Annotated in this window: 14 protein-coding genes; 9 read left to right on the top strand and 5 right to left on the bottom strand. The window is 63.2% G+C overall.

The features are described 5' to 3' along the window. Positions 1-31 precede the first annotated feature (31 nt). Together hpaH and HLG82_RS09250 are read left to right on the top strand one after the other, a co-directional pair. Entirely contained in the window at positions 32-817 is a 786-nt protein-coding gene (gene hpaH, locus HLG82_RS09255) for a 2-oxo-hept-4-ene-1,7-dioate hydratase (RefSeq protein ID WP_193326546.1), read from the top strand. Further along, complete coding sequence (locus HLG82_RS09250; protein ID WP_193326545.1) at positions 802-1,812, top strand: HpcH/HpaI aldolase family protein; 1,011 nt, start codon at positions 802-804, stop codon at positions 1,810-1,812. The genes hpaH and HLG82_RS09250 overlap by 16 nt, the downstream gene beginning before the upstream one ends. Positions 1,813-2,026: 214 nt before the next feature. On the opposite strand, the gene HLG82_RS09245 is transcribed toward HLG82_RS09250, so the two are convergent. Then, entirely contained in the window at positions 2,027-3,112 is a 1,086-nt protein-coding gene (locus HLG82_RS09245) for a putative endonuclease domain-containing protein (RefSeq protein WP_193326544.1), read from the bottom strand. 307 nt (positions 3,113-3,419) lie between these two features. Further along, positions 3,420-4,838 (bottom strand): glucuronate isomerase, encoded by a 1,419-nt coding sequence (gene uxaC, locus HLG82_RS09240; protein ID WP_193326543.1) that lies wholly within the window; start codon positions 4,836-4,838, stop codon positions 3,420-3,422. Between the two features lie 502 nt (positions 4,839-5,340). Here uxaC and HLG82_RS09235 point away from each other — a divergent pair. Genes HLG82_RS09235 through HLG82_RS09225 form a run of 3 tightly spaced genes read left to right on the top strand, consistent with a single transcriptional unit; the run spans position 5,341 to position 8,341 of the window. Next, complete coding sequence (locus HLG82_RS09235; RefSeq protein WP_193326542.1) at positions 5,341-6,384, top strand: TRAP transporter substrate-binding protein; 1,044 nt, start codon at positions 5,341-5,343, stop codon at positions 6,382-6,384. Further along, positions 6,384-7,031: a TRAP transporter small permease gene (locus tag HLG82_RS09230; RefSeq protein WP_193326541.1), complete on the top strand. Its 648-nt coding sequence runs from the start codon at positions 6,384-6,386 to the stop codon at positions 7,029-7,031. The genes HLG82_RS09235 and HLG82_RS09230 overlap by 1 nt, the downstream gene beginning before the upstream one ends. After that, positions 7,028-8,341 carry a TRAP transporter large permease gene (locus HLG82_RS09225; protein WP_193326540.1) on the top strand — a complete coding sequence of 438 codons (1,314 nt, stop codon included), beginning with the start codon at positions 7,028-7,030 and terminating at the stop codon, positions 8,339-8,341. The genes HLG82_RS09230 and HLG82_RS09225 overlap by 4 nt, the downstream gene beginning before the upstream one ends. Positions 8,342-8,870: 529 nt before the next feature. Here HLG82_RS09225 and HLG82_RS09220 read toward each other — a convergent pair. Together HLG82_RS09220 and gnd are read right to left on the bottom strand one after the other, a co-directional pair. After that, complete coding sequence (locus HLG82_RS09220) at positions 8,871-9,149, bottom strand: hypothetical protein (RefSeq protein WP_193326539.1); 279 nt, start codon at positions 9,147-9,149, stop codon at positions 8,871-8,873. Continuing rightward, complete coding sequence (gnd, locus tag HLG82_RS09215; protein WP_193326538.1) at positions 9,140-10,612, bottom strand: NADP-dependent phosphogluconate dehydrogenase; 1,473 nt, start codon at positions 10,610-10,612, stop codon at positions 9,140-9,142. Before gnd ends, HLG82_RS09220 begins: the two co-directional genes overlap by 10 nt. A gap of 272 nt (positions 10,613-10,884) precedes the next feature. On the opposite strand from gnd, the gene HLG82_RS09210 reads away from it, so the two are divergent. The 4 genes from HLG82_RS09210 to HLG82_RS09195 are packed head-to-tail and all read left to right on the top strand — an operon-like array spanning position 10,885 to position 14,676. Then, positions 10,885-11,889, top strand: a complete 1,005-nt coding sequence (locus HLG82_RS09210) for a siderophore ABC transporter substrate-binding protein (protein WP_193326537.1) — start codon at positions 10,885-10,887, stop codon at positions 11,887-11,889. Next, entirely contained in the window at positions 11,876-12,931 is a 1,056-nt protein-coding gene (locus tag HLG82_RS09205; RefSeq protein WP_193326536.1) for an ABC transporter permease, read from the top strand. Before HLG82_RS09210 ends, HLG82_RS09205 begins: the two co-directional genes overlap by 14 nt. Beyond that, complete coding sequence (locus tag HLG82_RS09200; protein ID WP_193326535.1) at positions 12,932-13,921, top strand: iron chelate uptake ABC transporter family permease subunit; 990 nt, start codon at positions 12,932-12,934, stop codon at positions 13,919-13,921. Further along, on the top strand, positions 13,918-14,676 hold the full coding sequence (locus HLG82_RS09195) for an iron ABC transporter ATP-binding protein (RefSeq protein ID WP_193326534.1): 759 nt from the start codon (positions 13,918-13,920) through the stop codon (positions 14,674-14,676). Before HLG82_RS09200 ends, HLG82_RS09195 begins: the two co-directional genes overlap by 4 nt. A gap of 404 nt (positions 14,677-15,080) precedes the next feature. On the opposite strand, the gene HLG82_RS09190 is transcribed toward HLG82_RS09195, so the two are convergent. Continuing rightward, complete coding sequence (locus tag HLG82_RS09190; protein WP_193326533.1) at positions 15,081-16,577, bottom strand: CoA-acylating methylmalonate-semialdehyde dehydrogenase; 1,497 nt, start codon at positions 16,575-16,577, stop codon at positions 15,081-15,083. Between the last annotated feature and the right edge of the window lie 121 nt (positions 16,578-16,698).

The following is a 16,698-nucleotide window of genomic DNA, read 5'->3' as shown; positions in this document are numbered from 1 at the left end:
CCCCAACGGCGTCGTTACTGAAAGGAACATCATGCTCGAACAATCAACGCTTGATGCCATCGCCGCCGAACTGGCGGAGGCAGACCGCACGCGGGCGATCATCCCGCGCATCACCGCGCGCTACCCGGAGGCGACCGTCGAGGATTCGTACGCCATCCAAGGCGCGTGGCGTGACCGTGAGCTCGCTGCCGGGCGCCGACTGGTGGGGCGGAAAATTGGGCTCACCTCGAAGGCGATGCAGGCGGCCACCGGCATCACGGAGCCCGACTACGGTGTCATGTTCGACGACACCGTCTACGAAAACGGCTCCGCCATACCCTACGACCGCTTCTTGAACGTGCGCATCGAGGTCGAACTCGCCTTCGTCCTCAAAGCCCCGCTCGAAGGACCCAACTGCACGCTCTTCGACGTTCTGCGGGCCACCGAGTACGTCACTCCCGCCCTCGAAATCCTCAACTCGCACATCGAGCTCGAGGGGCGCACGATCGTCGACACGATCTCTGACAACGCCGCCTACGGTGGCATGGTGCTCGGCGGAAGCCCCATGCGTCCCGACGAGATCGACCTGCGCTGGGTCTCCGCCCTGCTGTACAAGAACGAAACAATCGAGGAGACGGGCGTGGCCGCCGGCGTCCTCAACCACCCCGCCACCGGCGTGGCCTGGCTCGCCAACAAGTTCGCCCAGCACGGCGACCGGCTGGAGGCCGGCGAAATCATCCTCGCAGGTTCCTTCACGCGACCCATGTGGGTCGAGCGCGGGGACAGCGTCATATGCGATTACGGAAGAATGGGGACGATCTCATGTCGTTTCGTGTAGAACTCCCGCCCACCTTCGGGCAGCTGTTGCGCGGGCAAACCGGTGCCGGTGACGTACAGGTGGAGGCCGGTGCCGGTGACGTTCAGGCTGGGTCCGGTGGCGGGCGCCGTCGTGGGCTGGTGGGCATGTGGGTGACCTCCGGATCAACCGTCAATGCCGAAATCTGTGCGGGCGCCGGGCTCGACTGGATCCTCATCGACGGCGAACACGCCCCGCTCGGCCTGTCCGAGATTCAGTCTCAGCTACAGGTGATCGCCGCCTACCCGACGACGCCGGTGGTGCGCGTACCCGTCAACGATCGTGTACACATCAAACAGTTCCTCGACTTGGGCGCGCAGAACCTCCTCGTTCCCATGGTCAACACGCCCGAGGAGGCGCAGGAAGCCGTGCGCGCGTTGCGCTACCCGCCTGAGGGCGTGCGCGGCGTGGGCTCCGCCCTCGCGCGTGGGGGGCGTTGGAATCGGGTGCCTAACTATCTGACGAGGGCGAATGATGAGCTCGTCTCGCTGATCGTGCAGATTGAGACGATCGAGGCCGTGGAGAACGCCGAAGCGATCGCTGCCACCGGTGGCGTGGATGCCATCTTCATCGGCCCCTCCGACCTTGCCGCCTCCATGGGGCTGATCGGCCAGCAGGACCACCCCGAGGTCGTGGCCGCCGTGCATCGCGCCATCGACGCTGTCCGCCGTGCCGGCAAGACGGTGGGCATCAATGCTTTCGACCCTGAACTCGCCCACGGCTACCTCGACGCGGGCATCGACTTCATCCTCGTCGGCGCCGATGTTGCGCTCCTGGCGCGGCAGAGCGAGAAGCTCGCGGCAGACTTCATCGACGCACGCGCCGGCGCTGCTGGTTCCGGGGCTGGGGCCGAGGCTGGTGAATCGCGCGGCGCTACTGGATACGGGGCGGCGAGCGCCGCCGGATCCAACACTGCTGTGGGCCCGCTGTCAGTCGTGCATGCGCGAGCTGATCGAGACGTGCCCGAATCGTATTAAACGGGTGAATGTGGGGTGGCCGAGGTAGGCGCGCCCGTAAATCGCCCTCAGCGGCGCACTTCTCCACTTGCGGCGCACTTCAAACAGGGCTTTGAGGTGCGCCGTTAATGTCGAGGTGCGTCATGGGCGGAGAGGTGCGACGCTGGCGACGGAACGTGGGGCGTGCCGGGGGGAGACGGCGTCGTGAACAGTGGGGCGAAGGCCGACCGGACTCCTACTTGACCAGGCCAAGCAGATGTTGGCCCTCGAGCCAGCGGTGGAAATTTTGAGGACTCACGATATCGGGCCATTCGAGCCGATGCACGTGGTATCCCGCGCGGCGAAGTTGCCGTTCGCGGTGGGTTTCGTCGTTGAGAACTTGCTGAAAAGACCGGCCCTCCCGCTTGGCAATGTCGGTGATTTTTGCTCGACCGTCGAACTCCAAAATCACGGCTGACCGGCGCAAAAGCCCATCTACGCGGTACTGATTGTTTTTGAAGGGGAAGATCACCTGCGGCTCGAAGTCGTCGTTGAGGGTCTCGTGCACGCGTAACCGAGTCATGGATTCGCCCGGCGATTCAGCGCGGCCATCCATGAGGGTGATGACCTTCCGAATTCGGCGGATGTTGGGCACTCGCGGCATACTCTCGGCAATCGCGACGATTTGTTCGCGGGTGGCCAGCTTGTTGTGAAGGACGAAGTCGGCGCAGACGAGCGCGTCCTCCAGGCTAAACCAATGAGCCAGATCCACCACGGTCTGCGCGGGCGAGGAAACGAGCATGCCCGCAAATTCGAAGGTGTCGGGTGGGGTTGACGGGCGAAGCGTGCGAACGCGCGGGGTCTGGGATGCGCAATGCTCGGGCGTGCCAACGCGGAAAAGCCTGTGGGGGTGCTTGTTAAAGAGCGGGAGGCCAAGAAGCGTGGCGGCCGTGGGGCCTGCATAAGCTACTTGACGCTGTGATTGGTGACGTGCGCGCTTGCTTTCGATGAAGGCCACCTGGCGAAGGATCTTTTGCCGCTCAACTTCCCAGGGTTTGAGGTCATTCGGGATGGGCAAGATGGCGAGCCCCTCCTGCAATACTTCCAGGCCGGCGTTTGCGGCGGCCCGTGCGAAGGCTCTTTTGTGGGGAGCGGACGACTCACCAATTCGAAGGACTGATGCGCGGATGAGGGAATATTCGGCTTCGGCGTTCGCCAGGTGCCAGTCGAGGCCGAGGTCTGAGTCGGGCTCGACGGTCTGCATGAGTTTGAGCCCGGGGTGGGACTGCCGAAGGGCAGGGACTATAGCTTCCTGGTGCTTTGCGGTGCGTCGCGGTGACATGGAACCTCCTCGAAGAAGAATCTGAAGACGAATCTAGAGATTTCTTCGTCGGCGTGAAGCCACGAAGGTCCAAATGTGGATACATGCCCGGGAGACGGGAGCTGTGGATAAGAAAATGCCGGGTTGTGAGGGCGGTGGTGCCGGTGGGTTGCTTAATGACTGGTCCGGCTGGGTGTCGGGTGGGTTTGGCCGGAGCGCGCTGTTTATGACGCACCTCGCGGTTAATGGCGCACCTCTCCACTTATGACGCACTTAAAACCGGGGTTTAAGGTGCGTCATAAGTGGAGAGGTGCGACGCGGGCGGACTTTAGATCACGCCATCGAGCTTGAACGCCCTCCTCGGGTTGCCGACCACGAGCTCCTTGATTGCTTCGGCCGCCTCATCCATCTCGAGGCGGTGTTCGGCGACCAGCTTGGCGACGTAGCCGGAATCGACTCGCCGGGAGACGTCGTGGCGGGCCGGGATCGAGCAGTAGGCGCGCGTGTCGTCGATGAAGCCCGAGGTGCGCGTGAAGCCCGCGGTCTCGGTGATGGAGCCGCGGAAACGGGCCATGGCCTCGGGGGCGTCGATGAACCACCACGGCACGCCGATGAAGACGGACTTGTAGAACCCGGCCATGGGCGCCAGCTCGCGAGAGTACACGGTCTCGTCCATGGTGAATGGGATGAGGTGCAGGTTCTCCGAGTCGCCGAAATCGGCCAGGGCGGGTTGGAGGGCGTCGGTGAACTCGGTCTTGAGCGGGATATCGCAGCCGACGTCGGCGCCGTACTTCGTGAACGACGGCGTGTGATGGTTGCGGTAAACGCCCGGGTGGAGCGTCATGACGAGCCCGTCTTCGGAGGCCATGCGCACCTGCTCGTACATCATGGAGCGGCGCAGGGCGTCGGCGTCGTCGGAACTGATCTTCCCGGCGAGGGCGTCCTTGTAGAGGCGTTCGGCGTCGGCGTCGGACAGGCGTGCGGTGCCGGGGTCGCGGTGGGAGTGGTCGGTGGAAATAGCGCCGGCGGCCTTGAAGTGGGCGCGGCGGTTCTCCATCGCGGCGTTGAAGCCGGCCCAGGTGGTGGTGTCGATCCCGGAGGCCTCCGACAGGTTGCCCATCAGTTCGGCCCACCCCTCGCGTCCAGGCTCGAGGTACTTGTCGGGCCGGAAGGTGGGGACGACGACGCCGTCGAACGACTCGTCTTCGCGGATCGCCTTGTGGTGCTCGAGGGTGTCGCACGGGTCGTCCGTGGTGGCGAGGAAAGCGAGGTTGAAGCGCTTGTAGAGCGCGCGCGGGCGGTATTCGGGGCGCTGGAGGCAGTCGGCGATCTGGTCGTAGATCTCGTCGGCGGTCTCGGCCGACGGGCGTACGCGCACGCCGAAGTAGTCGTAGAGCTCGTTTTCCATCCAGTACTTTACGGGCGTGCCGCGGTAGAGCCACCAGTTTGCGCATAGGATGCGGAAGGCGTTGCGGGACTGTTCTTCGGTGAATTCTGTTTGCCCGACGCCGAGCTCGCTCAGCTGCACGCCATGGCTGTGGAGCATGCGGTTGACGTAGTGGTCGGGGGTGATCAGGAGGGAAGTGGGGTCGGTGAAGGGGGTGTCTTCAGCGATCCACTGCGGCGGGACGTGGCCGTGCGGGGAGATGATGGGTTCGTCCTTGACCAGGGAGTAGAGCTTGCGCGCGATGTCGCGCGTGGTGGGATCGGAGGGAAAGAGGCGATCCGGGTGCGGTTCGAGGTTCATGGTTGCCTTCCTGGCCGGCGAGGCCGGCCCCAATTTCTTCGGTCGTGCCGTCGATGGCGCGCCCACACTTCCACTCTAAGGGCGCGACGCCGCATCTGTCACTATTTTGCGTCAGAAAACTGATGTTTGGCTATGTGAAACGTCGGCAGAGGGGTGGGTGTGGCGTGTTGGCGGGACTCTCGTCCCGGCTCGCGCTTTTGTGTTCGCGGGGCTTCTCGGGTCAATTTTGGGCCGCCGCACGGTCGCCGGGCGCCCAAATCGGCGTCGTTCCAAGGTTTTCGCCACGCCGGCCAGCCATTTTAGTTTTTCGGAACAAAATAAATGTTTAACTATGTAAAACGCGAAATGCGGGGTTGCTCTTTCTTAACAGTGGGATTGGCTGTTAATCTCAAGGCATCTTGAGGTGCATAAACGTGCACCTGCGAGCATGACCGCAACGAGCCGACGTCGGCTCACACACAAGCGGAGCCGCCCGCCGGCCCCGCACAGTTAAGGAGATCCAATGAAGAAACGTTGGAGCCTTCTCGCCCTGGCAAGTGCCACGCTCCTCCTCGCCGGCTGCGCCGGATTCGGAGGAATTCAGCTTGACAAGGTGGGCGAGAAAGATTCAGTTTCGTACTTCAAGGTCGCTTTGAACCAGACGGAATCACACCCGTCATACAAGGCGCTTGAAAAATTCGCCGAAGACGTCAAGACGCGCACCGACGGGCGTTACGTGATCGAGGTCTTCCCGAACGCACAGCTCGGCTCGCAGCAGGAAGTCCTGCAATACGTGAAGTCGGGAGCCATCGAGATGGCGATCGTTTCCGGCACCCAGCTGGAGAACATCAACAAGGACTTTCGGGTCCTCAACATGCCCACAACCTTCAGCTCCATCGAGCACCAGATGAAGGTCCTCCAAACCCCGCAGATTGTCGGCGACCTCTTCGCCTCCCTCGAAGACAAAGACAACATCACCGTCATGGGCGGCTACACCCAAGGGTCGCGACACCTGTACACGACGTTCGGCCCGGTCAAGACCCCGGCCGACCTGGCAGGCAAAAAGATCCGCGTCCAAGAGTCCGACATGCATATCAAGATGATCGAACTCATGGGCGGGTCGGCAACCCCGCTCTCCTACGGCGAGGTCTACTCGGCCCTCCAGGCCGGCGTCCTCGACGGCGCGGAAAACAACATCGTCTCGTTCAACACTGCCCGCCACATGGAAGTGGCTCCCTACCTGTCCTACAGCAACCACCTGGTTGGCCTGGACTACATGATCATTCGCCACGACCTCCTCGAGGCGATGCCGGCCGCCGATCGCGACACGTTGTACGCGGCCTGGTATGACTCGATGGACTTCCACACCAAGCTGTGGAAGGACTACACCGAAGAGTCAAAGGCGATCGCGGAAAAGACCGGCGCGACCTTCCATGAAGTGGACGAGGAGGCCTTTGCGAAGGCCCTCGCACCGATCGTCGACATGTTCGTATCCGACGGCTACCAGCGCAAACTCTTCGATGCGATCCGCGCTGTGGACACCAACTCGAACGAAGGAGGCAAGTGATGGAACGCATCCACAAAATCACGACCCACATCCTTGGTGCGTTCTGCATCGCGCTCTTCGTCCTCCTCGTTTTCTCCACCACCTGGCAGGTCTTCGCCCGCCTCGTGCTGCAGTCCCCGGTCACCTGGTCTGAAGAATTAGCGAAGATGCTCTTCGTCTGGCTGTCCTTCCTCGGCCTCGCATTCGTCTACGGCGAGCGCGGCCACATGGCAGTCGAATTCCTCACCCGCCGCTCCGGCGAGCGCGGCGAACGATTCTTCGCCATCTGGACCCACGTGGCAGCCCTGCTCCTCGGCGCGATAGCGCTCGTGTGGGGCGGCTGGAATGCCGCGATGAACGCTTGGTCGCAGAACCTGACCGCGCTTCCGCTCAACATGGGCTCGGTCTACCTGGTGATGCCCATTTCCGGCCTCGCCCTGGTTCTTTACGCGATCTACCACATCGTGGAAATCGCGGCCGGCCGCGAATCTACCTACCCCATCCCCGAGGCCGAAGCGGCGCTCGCGGAGCTCGACAAGATCAAGGCCGAAGCCGAAGCCGAAGGCGCCCTGACAAACGTCATGCCTGATGGGAACGACGCCGTCAACCCGGCCGACGTCCGCGACGTCACCTTCGACGCCGGCGAAAAGAAGGGAGCACGGCTGTGACACCCACCGCTGTAGCAGGCCTCATCCTGCTTGTTGGAATTATTCTCCTCATCGCCACTTCGGTGCCGATCGCCGTGGCCATCGGTCTGCCCACGGTCATCGCCGCGATGGCAGTCATGAACCCGGACGTCGCCGCCATGTCGATCGCCGGCCGCATGTTCACCGGCGTGAACTCCTTCTCCCTCCTGGCAATCCCGTTCTTCATCCTGGCGGGCGTGCTCATGAATTCGGGTGGCATCGCCGCCCGACTCATCGACGCCGCCAAGGTGCTTGTGGGTCGCATGCCGGCGTCGATGGCGCTGACCAACGTGGTCGCCAACGGCCTCTTCGGCTCGGTCTCCGGCGCCGCGGTTGCCGCCGCGTCCGCCGTCGGAACTATCATGAATCCGCGCATGATCAAGGACGGATACTCGCGCGAGTACACCGCCGCCGTCAACGTGGCCTCCGCGCCGTCCGGAATGCTGATTCCGCCGTCGAACACCTTCATCGTCTACTCACTGGTGTCCTCCACCTCAATCGCCGCGCTGTTCATGGCCGGCGTCGGCCCGGGCACGCTCTGGGTTGCCGCATGTATGATCGTCGCACTGATCCTGTACTACAAGTACGAAAAGAAGAACGTCGTCCAGGTTTCCGAGCGCCCGAGCTTGAAGCTCATCGGCCTGACTCTGTGGCGGGCCATCCCGTCCCTGCTCATGATCGTCATCGTGGTTGGCGGTATCCTTGGCGGTGCCTTCACCGCCACCGAATCCTCCGCGATCGCAGTCGTGTACTGCTTGGTGCTGGGCTTCCTCTACAAGAACATCAAGGTTAGGGACCTTCCGGGGATTCTGCTCAACGCCACCCGCACGACCGCCGTGGTGATGTTCCTCGTTGCCGTTTCCGCAGGACTGTCGTGGGTGATGGCCTTCGCGCGCATTCCGGCAATGATCGCCTCGGGCCTGCTCGGGATCACGGACTCGCCCACCGGCATCCTGATCATCATCATGCTGATCCTGCTCGTGGTGGGCACCTTCATGGATCCGACGCCCGCCATCCTCATCTTCGTGCCGATCTTCCTTCCGATCGTCACGGCGATGGGGATTCACCCGGTGCACTTCGGTGCCATGGTCGTCATGAACCTGTCGGTCGGTGTTATTACGCCGCCTGTCGGTAACGTGCTCTTCGTGGGCGCGAAGGTGGCGGGGCTGCGCATCGAGCCCGTCGTGACCAGGCTATGGCAGTTCCTCGTGGGCATCATCTTGGCGCTGTTCGTCGTGGTGTTTGTTCCGGCGATTTCGCTCTGGTTGCCGGGGGTCTTCGGGCTCCTTTAAGCGGCGGTGCTCGGGGCTCTGTTTCCGCCGCGCTCCCGCTCGGCTCCCGCCGCACCAAATCCTGTGACTTTTTGGCGGAATTCGGCGTTTGTGTTCACGAAATTCCATATACTCACGGGATTTGGCGGAGGCCGGCTGGCCTGAGGGGTTCTGGGCTGCCGGGTTGGCTATATAAAAGGGTGGTTGGACATGTTCGCGTGTCCAACCGCCCTTTTGCATGCAGGAAGATCCTGGTCAGGGCGGGTGCCCAGGTTGCCGGGCGGGCTAATCCGGTTGTGCGCCATGGCACTCCGACTTTTGGGGTGTATAGCCCGACATTTGGGGTGCGCATCCCCGACTTTCGGACGGGATGCTTCGGGCCTCGGCCAAATGCTGTGAGTTTTTGGCTAAAATCAGCAAGTGTGTTCACGAAAAACCAAATACTCACAGGATTTTGCCAAGGGCGGGCCGTGGGCGGGCCTAGGGGAGGCCAAGGGTGCTGCTCGCGCCGAGCAAACAGCCCCGGTGCGCCCGGGGCTGCCTGAATTGCCTAAAAAGTGGCGAGAGTTTGTGCGAGTAAGACTCCGCCGCCGATGATGGCGGCGAGTCCGGCAAGGCCAAGAACGATCAGCCCGCCCGCGGCCCTCGCGCAAGCAAGGAACTCACCATGCCCGGCAGGCTGGCCGCCCGCCGGACTTTCGGCGCGGTCGGACTGCTGGTGAGGGGCTGTTTCGTGGCGGTGCTCCCGGCCACCCCGGCTGCTCCGGTCCTGCCGGCCCGCCTCACCAGCCAGATCGCCCTGGCCCTCCCGGCCAACCATCAGTCCCACTGCTCTTCGATGCGCCCCTCGGACCACCTGGTGTGGAAGGTGCCCTCCATGTCGACGCGGCGATAGGTGTGCGACCCGAAGAAGTCGCGCTGAGCTTGGATGAGCGAGGCGGAGAGGCGGGGAGCCCGCACGCCGTCATAGTAGGAGAGCGAGGACGCGAAGGCTGGAACCGGGATGCCGGCGTTCATGGCGCCGGTAACGACGCGGCGCCACGCGGGCACCGCCGCGCTGATCTCGCCGGCGAAGAAGTCGTCGGCCAGAAGTAGCGGAAGCTGCGGGGTGCGGGTGTATGCCTCGGTGATGCGGTCGAGGAAGCGGGCGCGGATGATGCACCCGGCGCGCCAGATGCGAGCCATGTCCCCGAGGCGGATGTCCCAGTCGTATTCGTCCGAGGCGGTGCGGATCAGCTCGAATCCCTGCGAGTAGGCCACCATCTTGGATGCGTAGAGTGCGAGTCGTACGTCCTCGATGAGGGTGGCGCGCTCGGCGTCGGTGGTGGCGCTCAGTGCATCTGTGACGCCGTGACCAGGTAGTGCCGCTTGGGCTGCCTCGCGCTGGGGGGCTGCTCCGGAGAGCGAGCGGGCGAAGGTCGCTTCGGCGATGCCCGTGACCGGCACGCCGAGCCCGGCGGCGCTCTGCACCGTCCAGGCGCCGGTGCCCTTTTGGGCGGCGCGATCCATGACGATGTCGACGAAGGCCTTGCCCGTCTTGGGGTCTTCGTGGCGGAGCACTTCGGCGGTGACCTCGATGAGGTAGGACTCGAGGTCTCCCTTGTTCCATTCGGCGAAGACGTCGCCGATTTCTGTGGCCGACATTCTCAGCGCGGAGCGCATGATTTCGTAGGCTTCGGCGATGAGCTGCATGTCTGCGTATTCGATGCCGTTGTGGACCATCTTGACGAAGTGGCCGGCGCCGTCGGGGCCAACGTGGGTGCAGCACGGTTCGCTGTCAGCCTTGGCGGCGATGGTTTCGAACATGGGGCCGAGGCGGTTGTATGATTCGATGGTGCCGCCGGGCATGATGGCGGGGCCGAGGAGGGCGCCTTCTTCGCCGCCGGACACGCCTGCGCCGACGAAGTGTAGCCCGCGCTCGCGCAGGGTTGCTTCGCGGCGGCGGGTGTCTTGGTATTGGGAGTTGCCGCAGTCCACGATGATGTCGCCCTTGTCCATGCAGGCGGCGAGTTGTTCGATGACGGCGTCGGTTGGCGCTCCGGCTTGGACCATAATGATGGCAACGCGCGGGGTGGAAAGCCCGGCTACGAATTCCTTGATTGTGTCGGCGGGGAAAAATTCGCCTTCCGTGCCGTGTTCGCTGATGAGGCGTTCGGTGCGGCCGATGGAGCGGTTGTGGACGGCGACTTTGAAGCCGTTGCGTGCGAGGTTGCGTGCGAGGTTGGCGCCCATGACGCCGAGTCCGGTTACGCCGATGTCTGCGATTGCGGTGGTGGGGGCGGGGAAAGTCATGTTGCTCCTTCGGGTAGGGCGCTTGTCATTCTTATTGTAATTTACCTTTCCGGGTTTTCTTCACGACGCCGTCGCTCGCCTTTCGATTTACGCAAGACTTTTTCGCCAGGCTTGGCATGCGCGACCTGCATCTATTAGCGTTACCTAAGTTGATTATGAAAGCGATGGCTTTCGTAATGACGGTTATGATGACGAGCCGTCCCGCCGGTCGCGCCGCCCACGTAGCCACACCTGGGCGCCACCGGGTGGTTCGGTGACACACAAGGAGCACTATGTACTTCTCAAAGGCCATCAAGGCCACCGCCCTCGCTGTCCTCAGCGCACTCGCACTCACCGCGTGCTCGGCCTCGGCTGACAAAGCCCCGGCGGTCGCGACCGGCTCGGCCACAGCCTCGTCGCCCGCTGCCAGCGACTTCCCGCGAACGATCAAGCACGCCGCGGGCGAGACGACGATCGAAGCCAAGCCTGCGTCCATCGTCGTCCTCGACATGGCGGCACTCGACACGATTGATGCGCTTGGCGCAGGACAGGCGGTGACGGGAACGGTCACCAAGAACGTCCCCACCTGGCTCAAGGACGATGAGGGCATCGACTACACGAAGGTGACCTCCGTGGGCGGCCTGAAGGAACCTGACATGGAGGCCATCGCCAAGCTCAACCCGGACCTCGTCATTGTAGGCAACCGTTCGGCGTCGTTCTACGAGGAGTTCTCGCAGCTCTTCCCGACGATCGACGTGACGCATTCGTGGAAGAGCTCCGACTATTCGGCGACTGTTCCTCAGAGCGTGGAGATGCTCGCTTCGGCCATCGGCGCCGACGGCAAGGCGGCGGCCGACGCCATCACCGAGAAGGTCGCTGCGTACACGGGAATGGGCAAGGATAAGGGCAACGCGCTCGTCGTGATGACGAGCGCCGGCGAGCTCTCGGTTCACGACCGCGGTTCGCGCTGGGCGCCGATCTGGGACGTCTTCGGTTTCGGTGAGGCATACAAGAAGGCAGAGGCAGACCAAGGCCACAAGGGGGAGAAGGTTTCCTTCGAGACGGTCAAGGACATCAATCCGGATTGGCTGTTCGTCGTGGATCGCGACGCCGCCATCGGCAAGTCCGAAGCCGGTCAGGCCGCCGCACAGGTGCTCGACAACGAGCTCATCAATGCAACGACGGCCGCCCAAAAGGGTCAGATCGTCTACCTTTCGCCTGAGCGCTGGTACGTGGTCATGACCGGGGCGTCCAACTTCCCGGCTATCCTCGACGAAATTGCTGATGCCATCAAGTAGCCAGGCCTCCGCCCCCGCCCCCGCCCATTCACTGGCGGGGGCGGGGGCGCCAGCACCTGAAGCTGCCGCGCCCCGACGCGGCAAGTTTGCCCGATCACTGGCCGTGGCGCTGTTCGTCGTCGTGGCACTGGGGCTCGTGTCGACGCTGGTTGGTGGAGCGCGCATGTCGCCCGTCGCCATCCTCACCGGCCAGGCCAGCCCCGATGACCTGCAGATTCTCCTGGCCTCCCGCATCCCCCGCACGCTCGCCGTGATCCTTGCGGGCGCCGCGATGGCGGTGGCCGGACTGGTGATGCAGCTCCTCGTGCGAAACCGGTTCGTTGAGCCGTCCTCCACGGGGGTGACGGAGTCGGCGGGCCTGGGCATCCTCGTGGCCACGATCTTCATCCCCACGCTGTCGCTGCCGGGGAAGATGGCCATCGCAGTCGCCTTCGCGCTCGCGGGCACGGCTCTCCTGACCGCGATCCTGCGCAGCCTTGACCACCGCGACATCGTGGTCGTTCCCCTTGTGGGCCTCATTCTTTCCGGCGTCATCGGCGCCGCCACGCTGTTCCTCGCATGGGAATTTCAGCTCCAGGGCACGCTCAACGCATGGATGACCGGCGACTTCTCGGGCATCATCCGCGGGCGCTACGAGCTGTTGTGGATCGTGGCGGCGGCCGCCCTTCTGGCCTACCTCTTCGCCGACCGCTTCACCGTGGCCGGCCTGGGCGAAGACCTCGCCCGCAACCTCGGCCTCAACTACGGCGCGGTCCAGGCCCTCGGACTGACGATCGTCGCACTCGTCACGGGCATCACCACGGTGGTTGCGGGGCCGTTGCCCTTCCTCGGGCTGGTCGTGCCCAACCTCGTCTCGATCTTCCACGGCGACTACATCCGCCGCTCGTTGCCGTTGGTTGCGCTGGTGGGAGCCGCGTTCGTCCTCGTCGCCGACCTCCTCAGCCGCACGCTCATCGCCCCCGCCGAGGTGCCCGTGGGCGTGGTGATGGGCGTCGTCGGCGCGGCAATATTTCTGACGATTCTGTTGAAGCGGGTGAGGTAGATGCACGACGCCGTCCTCGACCGTATCCTCAACGCGCGCCGTTCCCAGGCCCGCGCCCGCCTGATCCTCGTGGGCGCGCTTGCGATCGCGATGTGCGTTTTCTTCCTCACCTACGACGCGTTCGGCGCTTGGGCGATCATCGGCCGCCTGCGTGCGACGCGCTTGGGCGCGCTCGTCGTCGTCGCCGCTTCCCTTTCCGTGGCCACGGCCGTCTTCCAGGCCGTGACGCGCAACCGCATCCTCGCCCCGTCGGTGATGGGCTTCGACTCGATGTTCCAACTTGTGGCGACGGCGTCGGTCTTCTTCTTCGGCTCGGCTGCGGTCAACGCGATGCCCGGGTCGGCCATGTTTCTCATCAACACGGCACTCATGACGGCGCTGGCCGTCTCGCTCTTCTTGACGGTCTTGCGCAAGGGGCGCTCGAACGTCTATCTGCTTGTACTCGTCGGGATCGTCGTGGGAACCTTCCTGCGCTCCGTCACCACATTGCTCTCTACTGTGATGGATCCCGGCGAGTACTTGGTCGTGTCCGACAAGGGGACGGCGTCGTTCGCCGTGGTCAACGGGCAGGCGCTCGGCATCGCCGTCGTGGTGGCGTTGGCTGCGCTGGCCTACGTCGTGTGGCGCAGCCCGGTGTGGGACATCCTCGCCCTCGGCCCGGAGATCGCGATCGGCCTGGGGCTCAACTATCGGCGGGAGGTGCGGCTGGCGCTGTCGGCGTCGACGGTGCTGGTGGCGTGCGCGACCGCGCTCGTGGGGCCGCTGATGTTCTTCGGCCTGCTCGTGGTCAACGTTGGTTACTACGTCGGGCGATCGAACAAGCTACGTGACCTTGTTGGCGTGACGGCGGGCCTCGGCGTCGTCGTCTTGGTGGGAGGCCAGGCCCTGCTCGAGCACGTCTTCGACCAGGCGACGGTCCTGCCCGTGATTTTGGAACTCGTTGGCGGCTTGCTGCTGCTGACGATGATTGTGAGAGGTGCTCGCCGATGATCGACATTCTTAACGTCACCATGGCCTACGACGCCGAACCGGTGGTCAACGACGTCAGCCTCAGCCTTCCCGACACCGGCATCACCGCGTTGATCGGCCCCAACGGTGCGGGCAAGTCGACGTTGCTGTCCGGCGTCGGGCGGCTGCAACCATTGGCCGCGGGAGAAATCCGCATCGACGGGCGGGCGCTGGCGGATTGGGACACCGAAGAGCTCGCGAGGACGGTCGCGATCCTACGCCAGGAGAATCATCTAGCGATCCGGCTGACCGTGGCTGAACTGGTCATGCTTGGTCGGCACCCGCACTCCAAAGGGCGGCGCACCCGGGAGGACTATGCACACGCTGCCGACGCGCTGAACTGCGTGGACATGGCTGCCTACGCGGACCGGTTCATCGATGAGCTCTCGGGAGGGCAACGCCAGCGCGCCTTCATCGCGATGGCGCTCGCCCAAGACACCAAGTATCTCCTGCTGGATGAGCCCCTCTCGGCCCTCGACATGCGACACGCCCGCGACATGATGCGCCACCTGCGGCGCGTGTGCGACGAGCGCGGAATTTCGGTGGTCATCGTCATCCATGACGTCAACACGGCCGCGGCCTATGCTGACACGATGGTGGCGATGAAGGACGGCAGGATCGCTCGCGTGGGAGCGCCAGGCGTGGTGATGCGAGAGGAGATCCTCGGTGAGATTTTTGGTGTGGACGTGGACGTGGCCCGGATGGGAGAGCGCCTGGTGGCGATGCCCGTGGCGTAGGGCGCTGTGAGGCTGGGTGAGCGGTTGAGCCTTCGGGGAAGAATAGTAAAACCTCTACCTATGAGGAGCACCTTGGCGTTTTGCTTGGCGGCGGAAAGCCAATGGTTGAGCACGTAGTCTGGCGCGATATGCAGATTCGCATGTATACCGGGCGCGCAGTAAAGGTCAAGGTCTCACGCCGATTCGATCACCCATGAAGGGTGGCCCCAGATTGCCGTATGGCACCTGTGAGAGCCCCCATAGGACTCGACTCTTAGTGTTTATTTGTTGCTTTCGTTGGTGGTGGAGAACGGTAATTATATGTTGGGTGGTGTTGAGCCCGCTGCTGGACACCACCCAACATAGTGTTTAAATTCGCGTTTGGCCTGATCAGGAGAAATGCCTGCGGTCTATTTCTGGCGCAATTATTCCTCTCGCTGGAATGACATCGTTGCCGTGTAGGTGCGTTCCGATGGCCAGCGGCTGGTAATCACCTTTGCCTTGGTGTAGAATCTGACACCCTCGGGGCCGTGGATGTGGTGATCCCCGAGGAGTGAGCCCTTCCAGCCACCAAAAGAATAGTAGGCAACCGGGGTTGGGATCGGCACATTGACCCCGACCATGCCGGCCTCCACGTCGAGTTGGAACCGCCGCGCCATGCCCCCGTCGTTGGTGAAGATGGCAGAACCATTCCCGAAAGGTTGCGCATTGACGATGTCGATTGCCTCCTCGTAGCTTCTTGCTTCGTGTATCGTAAGCACCGGCCCGAAGATCTCTTCACGGTAAATGTCCATGTCGTAGGTGACATGTGTGAGGATGGTCGGACCGATGAAATAGCCTTTTTCGTAACCATCAACGACGAGGTCACGTCCGTCGAGCACAACGTCGGCACCGCCCGCCTCGGCATCGTCGATGAGGGAGACAATGCGTTTCTTCGCAGTGGCGTCAATGACGGGACCCATGTTGACGCCTTCCTCCAAGCCCATGCCGACCTTGATTTTCTGAGCGTGTTCCTTCACGAGCGCGGCGAGCTTGTCCGCGGTTCCCTCGCCCACGGTAATGACGGCGGGCAGGGCCATGCAGCGTTCGCCAGCGGCGCCGAATGCGGCTGCGGAGATGTGGTGAGCGGCGAATTCCAGGTCGGCGTCGGGGAGGACGATGGCGTGGTTGTTTGCTCCGCCGAGGGCCTGAACGCGCTTTCCGTGCTTCGTGCCGACCTCCTGGATGATGCGGGCGACGGGTGTGGAGCCGACGAAGGAAATCGCGTCGATGCTGGGGTGCTCGAGAATCTGGGTGACCATGGTGCGGGTGCCGGCGACTACGTTGAACAGGCCATCTGGCAGGCCAGCCTCCTGGTAGAGCTTGGCAATGAGGAGCGATGCGGTTGGTGTGGATGTTGCGGGCTTGAGGATGAAGGCGTTGCCGGTGGCTAGTGCGAGGGGGTGCATCCACATGGGCACCATGACGGGGAAGTTGAAGGGGCAGATTCCGGCGACGACGCCAACTGGCTGGCGAATGGTGTGAACGTCGACGCCGCGGGAGACGTCGAAGGAGAATTCGCCCTTGAGTGAGGTGTTGATTGAACACGCGAAGTCGAGTGTTTCGCGACCGCGCTGGATTTCTCCGATTGCGTCTGAATAGTCCTTACCGTGTTCGGCGACGATTGCGCGGGCGAGGTTGTCTTGGTGGTCGAGGACGAGTTGGCGCATCTTGTGCATGATGGCAACGCGCTGCGCCAAGGAGGTGAGTGCCCATTCCTTTTGGGCCTTGTTGGCGACGGCGACGGCATGATCGAGGTCGGCTTGTGAAGCGAGAGCAAGTGTTGCAGAGATTTCTCCGGTTGCTGGGTTCTCGACGTCGACGTACTTTTCTGGGGTGCCGAGATATTCTTGGCCGTCGATCCATTGGGTGAGGGTGGTCATGGTTATGCTCCATTTCTGGTACGTCGTTGTACATCTAACATGACAAATATATCACAATGCGAAGGCTTGTATGAACAATTGGACTTATGTCCTAAGCTGAACAGGTAGCGCACCGCCCGGC

The organism is Trueperella pecoris (assembly GCF_014926385.1).
Classification (GTDB): domain Bacteria; phylum Actinomycetota; class Actinomycetes; order Actinomycetales; family Actinomycetaceae; genus Trueperella; species Trueperella pecoris.
The sequence above is the reverse complement of the archived record's forward strand: the minus strand, read 5'-3'. Positions and strand labels throughout refer to the sequence as shown.